This window comes from Nitratidesulfovibrio sp. D1, assembly GCF_051133415.1.
In the GTDB taxonomy this organism is placed as follows: Bacteria; Desulfobacterota; Desulfovibrionia; order Desulfovibrionales; family Desulfovibrionaceae; genus Cupidesulfovibrio.
In genome coordinates this window covers 102,833-118,602 of sequence record NZ_JBPGNZ010000001.1, presented here as the reverse complement: position 1 = coordinate 118,602, position 15,770 = coordinate 102,833, and the positions used below count along the sequence as shown (strand labels likewise).

Below are 15,770 nucleotides of genomic sequence, written 5' to 3'. Positions count from 1 at the left end.
ACGCGTCCGCGCGGTTTTCCACGCGCGTGAAAATGAACGGGCCGGTGATCCACCGGCCCGTGTCGCGTTTTCGGGGGCGTGCCGCCGCGCCGTGGGCGTGGGAGCGGCTACTTGGAGGGGGGCTGGATCAGCGGGGTGGAACCCATGCCGCCCATGCCCTTGGGCATGTCCTTGGGCATTTCCGCGCCCTGCATGTCCTTGGGGCCCATGCCGCCGCCCATGCCCATGCCGCCCTGGCCGTGGTGGGCGCGGAAGGCGTCCCATTCCTCGTGGGTGAGGGCGCCGCTGCCGTCGGTGTCGATGGCGTCGAAGGCGGGCTTCTTCATCTGCGGGAACGCGGCGGAGAATTCCTCCCAGGTCACGCTGGCGTTGCCGTCCTTGTCCATGGCGGAGAACTTCTCGTCGGCCTGGGCCGTGGCGGCGCACAGCAGCAGCACGGCGGCCGGGATGATGCGTTTCATGATGCCTCCTGCGGGCTTCGGGTTGCGGTCGCGGGCGCGCGTGCCATGCGGCGTGTGCGTGCTCCGTACCGCCATGTATAGGCCCGTGGCGGTGTTGGTCAACAGCGGATGCGTGGGGATGCGCGGGGATGCGCGAGGAAGGTGGCGGACGCGAAAAGGGCGCATGACCGAAATCATGCGCCCTGTGCGTTCTGGCTCCCCGGGACGGACTTGAACCGCCAACCTAGTGATTAACAGTCACCCGCTCTGCCGATTGAGCCACCGGGGAACGTGGCCGTCGTTGCGGCGAAGAAGGTGTGTATGGTGAAGCGGCTTCTTTGTCAAGCGCGTGGGGCAGGTTTCCGCGCGGAGCCCTTCCGTCACGCGGCGGGGCCGCGCTCCGGCCGCATGGCGGTGCCGGGCGGGGCGGAGGTGTCGGATCGGACGGCCGGGGCCGCAGGCGCGGTGCGCAGCACCAGCCAGCCGCACACCCCGGCCACCAGCGATGCGGAAAGAATGCCCACCTTGGCGTAGTCCAGGGTGCGCGGGTCGGCATAGGCCAGTTGGGCCACGAACAGGGCCATGGTGAAGCCGATGCCCGCCAGCAGGGCGATGCCGTACACGTGCCGCCAGGTCATGTCCCTGGGCAGCCGGGCCAGGCCCAGCTTCACCGGCAGCCACACGGCGGCCAGCACCCCCAGCTGCTTGCCGAGGAAAAGCCCGGCGGCCACGCCCAAGGTCACCGGGTTGCCGAGGCCGCCCAGCAGGTCCGCGCTGACGGCCACCCCGGCGTTGGCCAGGGCGAACACCGGCATGATGCCCCAGGCCACCCACGGGGCCAGGGCGTGCTCCAGCCTGCGCAGCGGCGCGGCGGCGTGGCGGGCGGCCGTTTCCATGGCCTCCACCGCGGCGTGGCGGTGGCCGTCGGCCAGCAGGTGTCCGTCCGCCGCCCCGTTTTCCACGGTGACCAGCAGACGCCGCCCGGCGCGCACGAGGTCGCCGGGAGTGGCCCTGGCGCGGGCGGGAATGCAGAAGGCCAGCAGCACGCCCGCCACCGTGGCGTGCACGCCCGACTTCAGGAAGGCCACCCAGGTGACCGCGCCCGCCAGCACGTAGAACAGGGTGCGCACCACGCCCAGGGCGTTGCCCAGCGCGGCCACGGCCAGCCCGGCGAAGCCGATGCCCAGCGCCGCCAGCGAGATGTCCGCCGTGTAGAACAGGGCGATGGCCAGTACCGCGCCGATGTCGTCGGCGATGGCCAGGGCGGTCAGGAATACCTTGACCGAAAGGGGCACCCGGTCCCCGGCCAGCGAAAGCACGCCGAGGGCGAAGGCGATGTCGGTGGCCATGGGCACGGCCCAGCCTTCCGCGATGCCCGAAGGGTGGCCCAGGTTGAAGGCCAGGTAGATCAGCGCCGGGGCCGCCATGCCCCCGGCGGCGGCCAGCACGGGCGGCAGCGCCTGCGCGGGCGTGGCCAGTTCTCCGGCCAGCATTTCGCGTTTTATCTCAAGGCCCACCAGAAAGAAGAAGATGGCCATCAGGCCGTCGTTCACCCAGAGGATCAGCGGCTTGCGCAGTTCGAAGCCTTCCGGACCCACGGCGAAGGGGTGCTGCCAGAAGGTCTGCCAGGCGGGGGCCAGGGATGAATTGGCCGCGCACAGCGCAAGCACGGTGCAGGCAAGCAGCAGGATGCCGCTGGCGGCCTCCACGCGCATGAAGGACAGGAAGGGATCGAGCAGGCGGTCGGCAGGGGTCGCGGGTCGTGCGTAGGAGGATCGCAGGTCGCGACCGGTGTCGTGCGTCATGTGGACTCCTGATCATGATTTCGAGATGCAACTCTCGAAAATATGCATCCACTGCGGGCAGTCAAGAAGACCGGCTGTCTGTTTCCATGAATATCGCAGTCCACGAAGCTGCACCCGGCGCGCATTCCCGCGGCGTGACGGACGGGGCGCGATGCCTCCATGGCGGCCGGGGCGGCGCGGCGGCGCCGCCGGGGGCTTCCCTGATGCCTCCCGGTTCGGCTATGATGCAGGCGTGGGAAACTCTTCCGCATGGAGGTTCCGCCATGAAGAAGGATCATCTTGGACTGGCGAACGAGTATTCCGCGCTTCTCCGGGCCGACGAGGCCAACGACCGGCAGCCCGGCGCCTTTGGCTGGCCGCGCGACGCCGCCGCCCTGCCGGACGGGGGGGAACCGGCAGGTTCCGCCGGTCCCCCAGATCTGGCAGATATGACAGACCGGGCCACGCCGGGCGAAGGCGCGGCCATCCCCCGCGTGGTCCCCTCGCACGAGGACGAGCGCGCGGGCGGGGTGGGGCCGGAAGATCTTTCGCTGTGGGGCGCGGGGCCGCGCATCGTGGTGCCCGCCCTGCTGGTGCAGTTGGGCGGGGCGGGGCTTACCCTGACCCTGCCGGGCGCGTTCGGCATGGAGATGCTGCCCCATTGGGGCTGGGCGCTTATCGGTGTGTGCGCCCTGCTGCTGGGCGTCCTGACCGTGCGCCACGCCTGGGGCACGCTGAAGCCGGGGCGCATGGACGGCCGCCTGGTTACCGGCGGCCTGTACGCGGTCAGCCGCAACCCCATCTACGCCGGGTGGATTCTGGGCATCCTGCCGGGCATCGCCCTGTGCTTCGCCTCGTGGCCCATGCTGGCCGGGCCGGTGGTGGCGTGGGCGCTGTTCCGCGAGACCGTGGTGGTGGAGGAATCGTTCCTGGCCGCCCGCTTCGGCGAGGAATGGGACCGCTACGCCATGCGGGTGAACCGGCTGTGGCCCACCCCGTTCCGCATGCGCGACTAGGCCGCCCCGTTGCCGGGGCGGCCGGTCGATGTCCTGTCTTGACTTGGTTTGGCTTGGCCTGCCCGGCCTGCCCGGTTTGTTAACCCGGCAGCCCGTTCCCCGTGCCCATGCGCTTGCGGATGAATACCTTGGCAAGCTCCATGGACGCGAACACCAGCACGGCGAACCCGGTGATGATGCCCAGCATGCGCCCGTCGGGCATGTGGATGCCGAAGGCGTCGCGCACCGGCGCGAACTGCATCAGCAGCACGATGAGCACCACTTCCCACACGATGGCCAGCAGCAACCAGCCGTGCGGCGGGGCCTGCATGATGCTGAAGCGCATGGACCGGAAGTTCAGCGCGATGATCATTTCAATGACGATGAACAGGAAGAACATCTCGGTGCGCGCCGTGCCGATGTCCGACAGGTCGTACAGGAACAGGCCGAAGAACAGCGGTATCTCGATGCACACGGCCAGCAGCACGAATGTGGTCACGTCGCGGGTGAACACGCTTTCACGCGGGTCGCGCGGGGGGCGTTCCATGATGTCCGGGTCCGGCGGGGCCACGCCCAGGGCCAGCGCGGGCAGGCCGTCGGTGGCCAGGTTGATGTACAGGATGGCGGCGGGCAGCAGGGGCAGGTAGTCCGGCCCCAGCAGCAGCACCATGCCGCCGATGACGGCCACCTCGGTGATGTTGCAGCGCAGCAGGAAGGTAAGGTACTTCTTGATGTTGTCGTAGATCCAGCGGCCAAGCTCGATGGCCTTGACGATGGACGCGAAGTTGTCGTCGGTCAGCACCATGTCGGCGGCCTCGCGCGCCACCTCGGTGCCCGCGATGCCCATGGCCACCCCGATGTCGGCCTGCTTCAGGGCCGGGGCGTCGTTCACCCCGTCGCCGGTCATGGCCACCACGTCGCCGCGCGCCTTCCACGCCTTGACGATGCGCAGCTTGTCCATGGGCGAGACGCGGGCGTACACGCTGACCTTGTCCACCATGCCCGCGAAGGTGTCGTCGTCCAGCGCCGCCAGCCCGTCGCCGGTCAGCACCACGTCGCCCTCCCGGTGGATGCCGATCTCGTGGGCCACGGCCTCGGCCGTCAGGCGGTGGTCGCCGGTGATCATCACCGGGCGGATGCCCACCCTGCGGCAGGTGGCCACGGCGTCCTTGGCCTCGTCGCGGGGCGGGTCCATCATGCCCGCAAGGCCCAGCAGCACGTGGCCGCTTTCGGCGTCCTCCTCCGTGAGCGGGGCCGAATTCGCGTCACCCTCCAGGGGCAGCATGGACAGGGCCAGCACGCGCAGGGCCCGGCCCGCCATGCCCTCGGCCGCCGCCAGCACGGCGGCGCGGTCCGCCTCGGTCAGGGGGCGCACCTCGCCGCCGGAGAGCACCCGGTCGCAGCGGGCCAGCACCACCTCGGGCGCGCCCTTCATGAACGCGGTGTACGGCGCGCCCGCCACGGCAGCGGCGTGGGGCGAGAGGTCGTGCACCGTGGTCATGCGCTTGCGCTCGGAACTGAACGGAAATTCCTCCACGCGCGGGTTGGGGCCGCGCACGTGCAGGGCGCAGCCCGCGTCGGGCAGTTCCGGCACGGCGGCCAGCCACGCCGGGCAGTCCGGCGCGGCGTCCTCGGAACCGGGGGAACGCAGCTTCAGCGCGGCCACCACCAGCGCGGCCTCGGTGGGGTCGCCCCGGATGGCCCACTGGCCGGAATCGCCGGGGGGCAGCAGTTCGGCGTCGTTGCACAGGATGCCCGCCAGCAGCAGGGCCTGCACCTCGCGCGGGGGCGGGCCGGAGGCCGCGGCGTCCGCGCCTTGTCCGGCGGCGCGCAGGCGGCCCTTGGGCTCGTAGCCCGAGCCGGTGACCTCGGTTTCGGCCCCCGCCGCCCCCGCCGCGTCCGATCCGACCGGCGCGACCGGCCCGGCCGGGGGCGGGACGGTGAACAGGGCGCGCACGGTCATTTCGCCGCGCGTCAGGGTGCCGGTCTTGTCGGTGCAGATCACCGTGGTGCAGCCCAACGTCTCCACGGCGGGCATGCGCCGCACCAGCGCCCCGCGCTTGGCCATCTGGCGCATGCCGATGGCCAGCGCCCCGGTGACGATGGCGGCCAGGGCCTCCGGCACGGCGGCCACGGCCAGCGACACGGCGAACATGATCATGGACACGATGAAGGGGAAGTCCACGGTGCCGTGCACGGCCTCGCGCGCGATGCTGAACCCGGCCACCAGCACGCAGATGGTCAGGGCGATGATGCCCAGCCACTTGCCGATTTCTTCGGTGCGCTTTTCCAGCGGGGTCTTCACCGTCTCCACGGTGGCCACCTCGCGGGCGATCTGCCCGAAGGCCGTCTCCATGCCCGTGGCCGTGACCACCGCGCGCCCGCGCCCGTAGGTGACGGTGGTGCCGGTGAAGGTCATGTTGCGCCGGTCGGCCGTGCCCGCGCCTTCGGGCACGGGGTCCGTGCCCTTGCCCACGGGCACCGATTCGCCGGTCAGGGGCGCCTCGTCGCAGCGCAGGGAATGGGCCTCGATGATCCGCGCGTCGGCGGGCACGCGGTCGCCCGCCTCCAGCAGCACCACGTCGCCGGGCACCACCTGCGCCGAGGGAATGCGCGCTTCCGCGCCGTCGCGCAGCACGCTGGTGGTGGGGGAAAGCATCTTCTTCAGCGCGTCCAGGGCCTGCTCGGCCCGGTATTCCTGCACGAAGCCCAGCACCGCGCAGAACAGCACGATGACCAGGATGATGGCCGCGTCCACCACCTCGCCCACGGCGGCGGAAAGGGCCACCGCCGCCAACAGGATGGCGATCAGCACATTGGCGAACTGGCCCAGGAACATGCGCAGGGGCGAGGGCCGTTCCTCGTGGGTCAGTTCGTTGGGGCCGTGGCGGGTCAGGCGTTCCGCGGCCTGGGCGGCGGAAAGGCCGTGCGCCGGGTCCGTGTCGAGGGTGCGCGCGACGTCGTCCGTGGTCATGGCGTGCCATGTGGGCTGGTGCATTGCCTTCCCTCCGGGGCTGTGGGGGTGGCGCGCGCGGGCGGGCGGACCGGGCCGCGCGCGGGGGAATCCTCTCCTGTATATGGAATAGAAAAAGGAAGGAAGGATGTCCAGCGGGTGGCCGGAACGTGGCGAAACCGCGCGGGGGCGGCCACGCGAAAAGGGCGCATGACCGTGGTCATGCGCCCTTGCGTTCTGGCTCCCCGGGACGGACTTGAACCGCCAACCTAGTGATTAACAGTCACCCGCTCTGCCAATTGAGCCACCGGGGAACGTGGCGCGCCGGGCGTTTGCCGGCGCGGAGGGTGAAGTACCCGCAACGGGCCGGACGGTCAAGCAAAAAATCGCGCAGCGCGAAAAAACTGTTGACGAACGGGCGGCTTGGGCGTTTCTTGACTGCCGCACTCAATTGGCATACCCGTAGCAGTCCGGCAACGGGCAGAATCAACAGGTCCACGGAGAACGTCCTTGAGCAGTCAGGAACAGTCGAAGCGCAAGAAGATCAAGCTTGCCACCAAGTCCGGGCGGGCGGAATACTTCATGCCCATGCTCGAAAGTCTGGAAGCCCGCGACGAACTGAACGAAGTCGTCAAGAACCGGGTGGTCAAATCCTGTGAACTGCTGGACGACGGCATTGCCCTGTACCCCAACGGTTTCGTGAAACGGCACGACGTGGCGGCCATCTCGGCCGAGTACGAAGGGCTGACCGCCGAGGAACTGGAAAACGTCGATGCGCGCTTCACCTGCGCGGGGCGCATCGTCTCGCTGCGCTCGTTCGGCAAGGTGACCTTCTTCCATCTGATGGACAAGAGCGGCCGTCTCCAGTGCTACACCGCACGCGAAGTGCTGGGCGAAGACCCCTACCGCAACTTCAAGAAGCTGGACATCGGCGACATCGTGGGCGTTTCCGGCACGCTGTTCCGCACCAAGACGGGCGAACTGACCCTGTCGTGCGACCAGTGCACCCTGCTCACCAAGTCCATCCGGCCCCTGCCCGAAAAGTACCACGGCCTGAAGGACGTGGAGACCCGCTACCGCCAGCGCTACGTGGACCTCATCGTCACGCCGCGCACGCGCGAGATTTTCCGCAAGCGCACCCTGATCGTGCGCGAATTCCGCCGCTTCCTGGAGGAAAAGGGCTTCATGGAGGTGGAAACCCCCATGATGCAGCCCATTCCCGGCGGCGCCACGGCCATGCCGTTCATCACCCACCACAACGCGCTGGACATGCAGCTGTACATGCGCATCGCGCCGGAACTGTACCTGAAGCGCCTGCTGGTGGGCGGGTTCGAGAAGGTGTTCGAGATCAACCGCAACTTCCGCAACGAAGGCATCTCGACCCGGCACAACCCGGAATTCACCATGTGCGAATTCTACTGGGCGTACGCCACCTTCGAGGACCTCATGGACCTCACCGAACACCTGTTCGCCCACGTGGCGGAGAAGGCCTGCGGGTCGTGCGTCGTCACCTACCAGGGCCAGGAAGTGGACCTGACCCCCGGCCGCTGGCAGCGGTTGTCGTTCCATGAATCGCTGGAGAAGATCGGCGGGCACAATCCGGAATTCTACAACGACTACGAAGCGGTGCGCAAATACATCCGTGACCGGGGCGAAAAGGTGGTGGACGGCGAGAAGATGGCCAAATTGCAGGCCAAGCTGTTCGACCTGGACGTGGAAGGCAAGCTGATCCAGCCCACCTTCATCTATCACTATCCCACCGACATCTCGCCGCTGTCGCGCCGCAACAACGAGCGGCCCGAGGTGACGGACCGCTTCGAGCTGTTCATCACCGGGCGCGAACTGGCCAACGCCTTCTCCGAACTGAACGACCCCGTGGACCAGCGCATGCGCTTCATGGACCAGGTGGCCGAGAAGGAGGCGGGCGACGCCGAGGCGCACTTCATGGACGAGGACTACCTGCGCGCCCTGGAGTACGGCATGCCGCCGGCCGCCGGGCAGGGGGTGGGCATCGACCGCCTGGTCATGCTGCTGACCGACTCGCCCTCCATCCGCGAGGTCATCCTGTTCCCGCTGCTGAAGCCGGAAAGCTAGGCCCCGCCGCATGAGCTTCGAACTGTTCGTGGCCTTGCGCTACCTGTTCGCACGGCGCAGGCAGACCTTCATTTCCGTCATCTCCGTCACCTCCATCCTGGGGGTGGCGCTGGGGGTGGCGTCGCTGATCGTGGTGCTGGGCGTCATGAACGGCTTCACCACCGACCTGCGCGACAAGATCCTGGGCGCCAACGCCCACGGCATCGTCATGTCCGCCGACCGCACCGGCCTGTCCGACGCGCCGCATCTCATCGACAAGATACGGCAGGTGGACGGGGTGCGCGGCGCGACGCCGTTCATCTACTCCGAAGTCATGCTGTCCACCCCGCACGGGGTGAAGGGGCTGGTGCTGCGCGGCATAGACCCGCAGACCGCGCCTTCGGTGCTCGGCATCCTTTCCAACATGACCAAGGGCGGCGTGGCCGACCTTGCCCCGCGCGCCACGCCTGAAGGCGCGCCCCAGAGCCCCCCCGGCGTGATCATCGGCGACGAACTGGCCCAGCGTCTGGGCGTGGTGGTGGGCAGCCGGGTGAACCTGTTGTCCCCGGCGGGCCAGAAGACCTCCGCCGGGTTCGCCCCGCGCATCCGCCCCTTCATCGTGGTGGGGGTGTTCTCCACCGGCATGTTCGAGTACGACTCTTCGCTGGGGTTCGTCTCGCTGGATGCCGCGCGCGACGTGCTGGGCCTGCCCGAGGGCGCCGTTTCCGGCGTGGAACTGGCCGTCACCAACGTGTACAAGGCGGACGAGGTGGCCGAACGGGTCACCCGCGCCGTGGGCGGCTACCCGCTGTACACTCGCCACTGGATGGAGATGAACGCCAATCTCTTCGCCGCGCTGAAGCTGGAGAAGACGGCCATGGCCGTGATCCTGGTGCTCATCGTGCTGGTGGGCTCGTTCTCCATCATCACCACGCTGGTCATGCTGGTCATGGAAAAGACGCGCGACATCGCCATACTCATGTCCATGGGGGCCACCAAGGGCATGATCCGGCGCATCTTCATGCTTCAGGGCACCATCATCGGGGCCATCGGCACCGGCCTCGGCTACGCGCTGGGGCTGGGGGTGGCGGAGTTGCTCAAGCGCTACCAGTTCATCAAGCTGCCGCACGGCGTCTATTCGCTGGACCACCTGCCGGTGCTGCTGCAATGGCCCGACATGCTGGCCATCGGCGCAAGCTCCATGCTGCTGTGCTTCGTCGCCACCATCTACCCGGCACGCCAGGCCGCCAGCCTGGAACCCGCCGAAGCGCTGCGCTACGAATGAGCACCGCATCCCCGCACACCACCGCCCCCGCCCAGGCCCCCCTGTCACCGGACACGCCCTCGTCACCGGACGCTCCCCTGTACCGCCTGGAGGGCGTGGACAAGGAGTACGACGGCCCGGCCGAGCGGCTGACCATCCTGCGCGGCGTGGACCTTGCCATCCACCGGGGCGAGTCGGTGGCCATTGTCGGAGCTTCCGGCTCGGGCAAGTCCACCCTCTTGCATCTGCTGGGTACCCTTGATACTCCCTCACAGGGACAGGTACTGTTCGAGGGGCGGGATATGGGGGCCATGTCGCCGGACGAGAAGGCGGGGCTGCGCAACCGCGAGATCGGCTTCGTCTTCCAGTTTCACCACCTGCTTCCGGAATTCGATACATTGGAAAACGTGGCCATGCAGGCCATCATTGCGGGCATGCCGCGTGCAGAGGCCCTTGCCCGCGCGCGCGACACCCTGGCCCTGGTCGGCCTGGCCGACAGGACCGGGCACCGGGTGACCACGCTGTCGGGCGGCGAGCGCCAGCGCGCGGCCATCGCGCGGGCCATCCTGATGCGCCCCAAGGTGCTGCTGGCCGACGAGCCCACGGGCAATCTCGACGCGCGCACCGGCGAGGTGGTGGCGCGCCTGCTGCTTGACCTGAACCGGGACCTGGGCATGACCCTCGTCATCGTGACCCACAACCGCGAATTGGCCGACATCATGGGCAGATGCCTAGAACTCAGAGCCGGAGAGCTGTATGACCAGACTCGCTAGATGGGGGCGCATCCTTGCGGTGGCCCTGCTTGTGCTCGCACACGCGGCAACCTCTCCGGCCCAGACGCCGAGGGACACCACCGTCATCGTCCTGCCCTTTCAGGTGAATGCCGGTCCGGACCTCGAATATCTCAATGAAGACCTGCCGGAACTCATCTCGCAGCGCCTGGTGGCGCGCGGGCTTACCGTCATCGCCCGGCAGGACACCCAGGCCCTGGTGCGCGACCAGCGCGTGACCACCCTGGACGTGTCCATCGCGCGCGACCTGTCCGTGCTGGCGGGCGCGGGCGTCGGCGTGTACGGCAGCTTCAACCAGGTGGGCGAGGGCTTCAGCATCGACGTGCGCGTGGTGGACGCCATGGGCATCCGCGCCGCGCGGCCCTTCTTCATCCAGAAGGAAGGGCTGATCAACGTGCTGCCCGCCGTGGACGAACTGGCCGAGCGCATCGCCTCCGACCTCTTGCGCCGCAATACCCTGGCCGACGTCAAGGTGCGCGGCACCAAGGTGCTGGACCCCGACGTGGTGCTGATGCGCCTGACCACCCGCAAGGGCGACCCGGTGGACCCGGCCGCCATCAACCGCGAAGTGAAGCGCATCTGGGACCTCGGCTATTTCAGCGACGTGCAGGCCAACGTGGAGCAGGACGGCGAGGGCCTTGTCCTTGTCTACACGGTGCAGGAAAAGCCGCGCATCGAAAACATCACCGTCGAGGGCTCGGACAAGGTGGACGTGGACGACATCCTGGCCGCCATGAGCACCAAGACCGGTTCGGTCCTGAACGAAAAGCTGCTTGCCCAGGACCTGCAGAAGGTCACCGAACTCTACCGCAAGGAAGGCTACTACCTGGCCAAGGTCTCGCACCGCATCGATTCGCGTGCGGGCGGGGCGGGCGCGAGCCTGGTGCTGAATGTGGAAGAGGGCAAGAAGCTGTACATCAAGAAGGTGGCCTTCGAAGGCGTCGAGAAGATGGACGTGGACGATCTGAAGAAGCAGCTGGCGCTTTCCGAGCGCGGCATGTTCTCGTGGATCACCGGGTCCGGCGTGCTCAAGGACGAACACCTGGAGCGCGATTCCGCCGCCCTCACCGCCTACTGCATGAACCACGGCTACCTCGACGCCATGGTGGCCGCGCCCAGGGTGGACTACGAGGAGGACGGCATCGTCGTCACCTTCGCCATCAAGGAAGGCCCGCGCTACAAGCTGGGCGAGGTGACCTTCGCGGGTGACCTCATCGAGCCCGACGCCCGCCTGGCCGAAATCGTCAAGCTGGACGACGTGAAGAAGGAGGACGGGTTCTTCCGCTTCAACGTGATGCAGGACGACAACAAGGCCCTTACCGACTTCTACGCCGACTACGGCTACGCCTTCGCGGAAGTGAACGCCCGCACCAGGAAGCACGAGGACGAACCCGTGGTGGACGTGGCCTACGCCATCAACAAGCGGCAGAAGGTGTACATCCGCCGCGCGCTGGTGGAAGGCAACGACAAGACCCGCGACAACGTCATCCTGCGCGAATTGCGCATCACCGACGGCGACATGTTCGAGGGCAAGAAGCTGCGCCGCAGCGCCGAACGCCTGAACAAGCTGCAATACTTCGAAGCCGTGTCCACCGAACTGGTGCCCACCGAGCGCGAAGAGGAAGTGGACCTGAAGGTCAAGGTGAAGGAGAAGAACACCGGCGCGCTCATCGGCGGCATCGGCTACTCCACCTACTACGAGTTCGGCGTGTCCGGCACCATCATGGAGCGCAACCTGTTCGGCAAGGGGTACCAGACCTCGTTCATGGCCCTGTTCTCGGGCCGCCGCACCGCGTACCAGTGGTCCTTCACCAACCCGCGCTACGACGACACCAACCTGTCGGTGGGCTACGACGCGTACAACATCCGCGACGAGTACACGGACTTCAGCAAGAACACCATCGGCAACACCATCCGCTTCGCCTATCCCATCGGCGAATACACCACCGTGGGCTGGGGCTACCGGCTCGACTTCTACAAGCTGTACGACGTCGAGGACGACGCGGCCGACATCATCCAGGAGCGCGAAGGCGACAACGTGTCCAGCGTCGTGCACGGCCGCATCACCCGCGACACCACGGACAGCCGCGAAAACCCGACCCGTGGCAACATCACCAAGATCTTCACCGAATACGGCGGCGGCGTCCTGATGGGCGACGACAACTTCTTCAAGCCCACGGCGCAGACCGAACAGTACTACCAGATCGTGCCCAACCACGTGCTGCACGGCCGCGTGCGCGGCGGCGTGGTGCTGGAAACCAAGGACGGCGAGGAAGTGCCGGTGTTCGAACGGTTCTACATCGGCGGCATCGACTCCCTCCGCGGCTACAGTTCCAAGGACATCTCGCCGCGCGACAAGGATTCCGGCGACCGCATCGGCGGCGACCGCATGGCCTTCGCCAACCTGGAATACATCTGGGTGTTCCAGCCCGAGTTGGGCCTTGCCCTGGTGCCGTTCTTCGACGTGGGCTTCAACGCGGACTCGCGCGAGGAATTCAACTGGGACGACGAGATCAAGAAGTCGGTGGGCCTGGAATTCCGGTGGCGTTCGCCCATGGGCGACCTGCGCTTCGCCTACGGCTACCCGCTGGACGAAAACCGCGAAGGCGACAAGACCAACGGCCGCTTCGAGTTCTCCATGGGCCAGTTCTTCTAGGCCCGGACACCGGACGGCAAACGACACGAACAGCATGGGGGCGCGGCGCTGGCCGCGCCCCTCTTGCGTTGCCGGGGCCACAGGAATCACCGGTCCCGCCGGGTCCGCCGGAGCGGGCACGGGTTGCCAACGTGGCGCGGGTTGCGGTAGGGTTTGCCGCCGCCACAGCCCCGTCCGGGGCGCTGACGGCCGCATCGCGCCGTGGCCGCCCGGCGGAACCCAGGAATGGACATGCACAGGTTTTTCGCCCTCCTTCTGTTTTCCCTCATCCTCATGTGCTGCCTTGGCCTTCCCGCACCGGCGGAGGCCGCCGACGCCGCGTCCGCCTACACCGCCGCCAAGAAGGAACTGGAGGCGTTGAAGAAGGACGCCCGGCGTGCGGCCCTGCGCGAACCGTGGGAACGGGTGGTTGCCCGTTTCGACGGCGTGGTCCGCGAGCATCCGAACTGGCCCAACGTGCCTGCCGCCATGTTCCACGCCGCGCTGGGCATGGAAGAACTGGCGAGCCGCTCCTTCCGCAAGGCCGATTTCGAGGACGCCGCCCGCCGCTTCGAGCGCGTGGCGGCCAAGTATGCATGGCACGTGCTGGCCGACGACGCGCTGCTGCACGCCGCGGACATCCGGGGCAACCGCCTTGGCGATGCCGCCGACGCCCGCAAGCTGCTGGACACCATCCTGACCCGCTACCCCAGCGGCGACATGGCCGAACCCGCCCGCGACCTGCTGGCCGCCCTGTCCGGCGTGCCCGGCGGCGATGCGCCCAAGGCTCCGGTGGCGGTGGGGCGCTCCGGCCGCCTGGAGCAGGACGGCGACGCGCCTGCCGCCACCGGGCCGGGCACTGCCGCACGCGCCGCCGAAGGCGGGGTGGCCGTGGCGTCCACCACCGACGCCGTGCCCGCCTCCAAATCCCCGGCCAAGGCTCCGGCCAGTCCGCGCAAGGGCGCGCGCAGCGACCCGGCCAAGGCCGCAAAGCTCTACGCCGAGGCCCGCAAGGAACTGGACGGGCTGCGCGGCGACGCCAAACGCGCCGCCCTGCGCGAGCCGTGGCTGCGGGTCATGTCGCTGTACGAGGGCGCGCGCGACGCCGCCCCCGAGGGCGATCTGGCCCCCAATGCCGCGTACGGCGTGGCCGTGGCGCAGGAAGAACTGGCCTCGCGCTCCTGGCGCAAGGACGACTTCGTCGGGGCGGTGACCCGCTACAACGAGGTGGTGGCCGCCTACCCCGACGATTCGCTGGCCGACGACTGCATGCTGCGCGCCGCGCGGCTCAAGGCCACCCGCCTGGACGACGCCGAAGGCGCGCACCAGATGCTGGAAACGCAGTTGCGCCGCTACCCCAAGGGGGACATGGCCGGAGAGGCCCGCGCCCTGCTGGCGGACCTGACCGCCGCGCGCATCATCGCGTCCGCCCAGCCGGGCAAGGCCGCGCCCCAGTCGGCCCCCCAGTCGGCGCAATCGCCCGCCGCCCCGGCGCGGCCCGTCAAGCCCGCCGTGCTGCGCCAGGTGTCGTGGCGGGCGGACAACGACCGGGCCACCATCACCATCGAGCTTTCGCGCGAGACGGAATGGCGCAGCCAGTACGCCGCGCCGGACAACGGCGCGGGCCGCCCGCCGCGCCTGTACATCGACTTTGCCGACGCCCTGCCCGACGACGCGGTGAAGCCCGGCGCCAAGGTGTCCGGCGCGCTGCTGACGCGGGTGCGCTCCGACCAGCCCTCGTCCGGCCATACCCGGGTCATTCTCGATTTCAAGGCCCTCAAGCGCTACAAGGTGCAGGCGGTGCGCAACCCGTACCGGGTGGTCATCGAGGTGGGCGCCACCGACGCGGCCCTTCCGGACGGCCAGCGCCCCGACGATTCGCGGGTGTCCGTGCCGGTGCGCGAGGCGGACAGGGCCGCCCCGTCCACGCCGCCCAAGGACCTGGTGGAGCAACTGGGCCTCACCGTGCACACCGTGATGATCGACGCGGGCCACGGCGGCAAGGACCCCGGCGCCATGGGCAACGGCATCGTCGAGCGCAACCTGACCCTGAAGATGGCCCGGATGGTGGGCGAGCGTTTGCGCCGCATGGGCTTTTCGGTCATCTACACCCGCGACAAGGACGTGTTCGTGCCGCTGGACCGGCGCACGGCCCTGGCCAACGACAGGAAGGCCGACCTGTTCCTGTCGCTGCACGTCAACGCCAACACCGATCCGCGCATCTGCGGCTTCGAGACCTACTACCTGGACCTCGCCCGGTCGGACAGCGCCACCCGCGTGGCCGCGCGCGAAAACGCCGTCAGCGAGAAAAGCCTCAGCGACCTGCAATTCATCCTCACCGACCTCATGCTCAACGCCAAGACCCAGGAATCGCGCGACGTGGCCAACTTCGTGCAGGATTCCGCCCTGGGGCGGCTGCGGCGCGGCGGCTTTCCCGCCCATGACAACGGCGTGCGCTCGGCCCCGTTCTACGTGCTGATGGGGGCGCGCATGCCCTCGGTGCTGGTGGAGCTTGGCTACTGCACCAACCCGGACGAGGCGCGCCGCCTGAACTCGGACAAGTACCTGTCCACCCTGGCCGACGGCATCGCCGAGGGGGTGGCCTCGTACAAGCGCAAACTAGCCCGTTTTTCGCAGAGATGACGCACCGCTTGACGCCCCATCGACAAGGGGATAACTGACCGCGAACCCCTGCATATCGCGCCCTTCGGCGCGGCATGCGGCAGGCGCCGGGGGAACGGCGCATAACGGGCGTCGGGCGGCGTCCGGCGGCCTTCGGGGCCCCCCCGCGAACCGGCGGCAGCGCCGGGCCGCGCATCATCGCAAGTACACGCC

9 protein-coding genes and 2 tRNA genes are annotated in these 15,770 nt (G+C 68.5%); 6 read left to right on the top strand and 5 right to left on the bottom strand.

The window, feature by feature from the left end; genetic code table 11:
* Window positions 1–107: 107 nt before the first annotated feature.
* The 3 genes from ACR4XJ_RS00490 to nhaA form a co-directional block, all read right to left on the bottom strand.
* Window positions 108–461 (bottom strand): calcium-binding protein, encoded by a 354-nt coding sequence (locus ACR4XJ_RS00490; protein WP_434753361.1) that lies wholly within the window; start codon window positions 459–461, stop codon window positions 108–110.
* A 192-nt stretch (window positions 462–653) separates the two neighbouring features.
* Window positions 654–729, bottom strand: a tRNA-Asn gene (locus ACR4XJ_RS00485).
* A 91-nt stretch (window positions 730–820) separates the two neighbouring features.
* The gene (nhaA, locus tag ACR4XJ_RS00480) at window positions 821–2,245 is read right to left on the bottom strand and encodes a Na+/H+ antiporter NhaA (protein ID WP_434753360.1); all 1,425 of its coding nucleotides are present in this window, start codon (window positions 2,243–2,245) and stop codon (window positions 821–823) included.
* A gap of 263 nt (window positions 2,246–2,508) precedes the next feature.
* On the opposite strand from nhaA, the gene ACR4XJ_RS00475 reads away from it, so the two are divergent.
* Window positions 2,509–3,240, top strand: coding sequence for a methyltransferase family protein (locus ACR4XJ_RS00475; RefSeq protein ID WP_434753359.1), 732 nt, complete (start codon window positions 2,509–2,511; stop codon window positions 3,238–3,240).
* Window positions 3,241–3,319: 79 nt separating this feature from the next.
* Here ACR4XJ_RS00475 and ACR4XJ_RS00470 read toward each other — a convergent pair whose 3' ends face one another.
* Complete coding sequence (locus ACR4XJ_RS00470) at window positions 3,320–6,217, bottom strand: cation-translocating P-type ATPase (protein ID WP_434753358.1); 2,898 nt, start codon at window positions 6,215–6,217, stop codon at window positions 3,320–3,322.
* Window positions 6,218–6,410: 193 nt separating this feature from the next.
* Window positions 6,411–6,486 (bottom strand) — tRNA-Asn (locus tag ACR4XJ_RS00465).
* A gap of 274 nt (window positions 6,487–6,760) precedes the next feature.
* Between ACR4XJ_RS00465 and lysS the strand changes: the two genes are divergently transcribed.
* From lysS to ACR4XJ_RS00440, 5 genes are all read left to right on the top strand, one after another.
* The gene (lysS, locus tag ACR4XJ_RS00460; RefSeq protein ID WP_434753838.1) at window positions 6,761–8,266 is read left to right on the top strand and encodes a lysine--tRNA ligase; all 1,506 of its coding nucleotides are present in this window, start codon (window positions 6,761–6,763) and stop codon (window positions 8,264–8,266) included.
* 10 nt (window positions 8,267–8,276) lie between these two features.
* Window positions 8,277–9,530, top strand: coding sequence for a lipoprotein-releasing ABC transporter permease subunit (locus ACR4XJ_RS00455; protein WP_434753357.1), 1,254 nt, complete (start codon window positions 8,277–8,279; stop codon window positions 9,528–9,530).
* On the top strand, window positions 9,527–10,282 hold the full coding sequence (locus tag ACR4XJ_RS00450; protein WP_434753356.1) for an ABC transporter ATP-binding protein: 756 nt from the start codon (window positions 9,527–9,529) through the stop codon (window positions 10,280–10,282). Before ACR4XJ_RS00455 ends, ACR4XJ_RS00450 begins: the two co-directional genes overlap by 4 nt.
* Window positions 10,266–12,956, top strand: coding sequence for an outer membrane protein assembly factor BamA (gene bamA, locus ACR4XJ_RS00445; RefSeq protein ID WP_434753355.1), 2,691 nt, complete (start codon window positions 10,266–10,268; stop codon window positions 12,954–12,956). The genes ACR4XJ_RS00450 and bamA overlap by 17 nt, the downstream gene beginning before the upstream one ends.
* Window positions 12,957–13,187: 231 nt before the next feature.
* Window positions 13,188–15,578, top strand: a complete 2,391-nt coding sequence (locus ACR4XJ_RS00440; protein WP_434753354.1) for an N-acetylmuramoyl-L-alanine amidase — start codon at window positions 13,188–13,190, stop codon at window positions 15,576–15,578.
* Window positions 15,579–15,770 lie beyond the last annotated feature (192 nt).

Bases quoted from the DNA above. Each gene is read 5' to 3' on its own strand.
- ACR4XJ_RS00490 (WP_434753361.1), bottom strand. From the start codon at position 461: ATGAAACGCATCATCCCGGCCGCCGTGCTGCTGCTGTGCGCCGCCACG.
- nhaA (WP_434753360.1), bottom strand. From the start codon at position 2,245: ATGACGCACGACACCGGTCGCGACCTGCGATCCTCCTACGCACGACCC.
- ACR4XJ_RS00475 (WP_434753359.1), top strand. From the start codon at position 2,509: ATGAAGAAGGATCATCTTGGACTGGCGAACGAGTATTCCGCGCTTCTC.
- ACR4XJ_RS00470 (WP_434753358.1), bottom strand. From the start codon at position 6,217: ATGCACCAGCCCACATGGCACGCCATGACCACGGACGACGTCGCGCGC.
- lysS (WP_434753838.1), top strand. From the start codon at position 6,761: ATGCTCGAAAGTCTGGAAGCCCGCGACGAACTGAACGAAGTCGTCAAG.
- ACR4XJ_RS00455 (WP_434753357.1), top strand. From the start codon at position 8,277: ATGAGCTTCGAACTGTTCGTGGCCTTGCGCTACCTGTTCGCACGGCGC.
- ACR4XJ_RS00450 (WP_434753356.1), top strand. From the start codon at position 9,527: ATGAGCACCGCATCCCCGCACACCACCGCCCCCGCCCAGGCCCCCCTG.
- bamA (WP_434753355.1), top strand. From the start codon at position 10,266: ATGACCAGACTCGCTAGATGGGGGCGCATCCTTGCGGTGGCCCTGCTT.
- ACR4XJ_RS00440 (WP_434753354.1), top strand. From the start codon at position 13,188: ATGCACAGGTTTTTCGCCCTCCTTCTGTTTTCCCTCATCCTCATGTGC.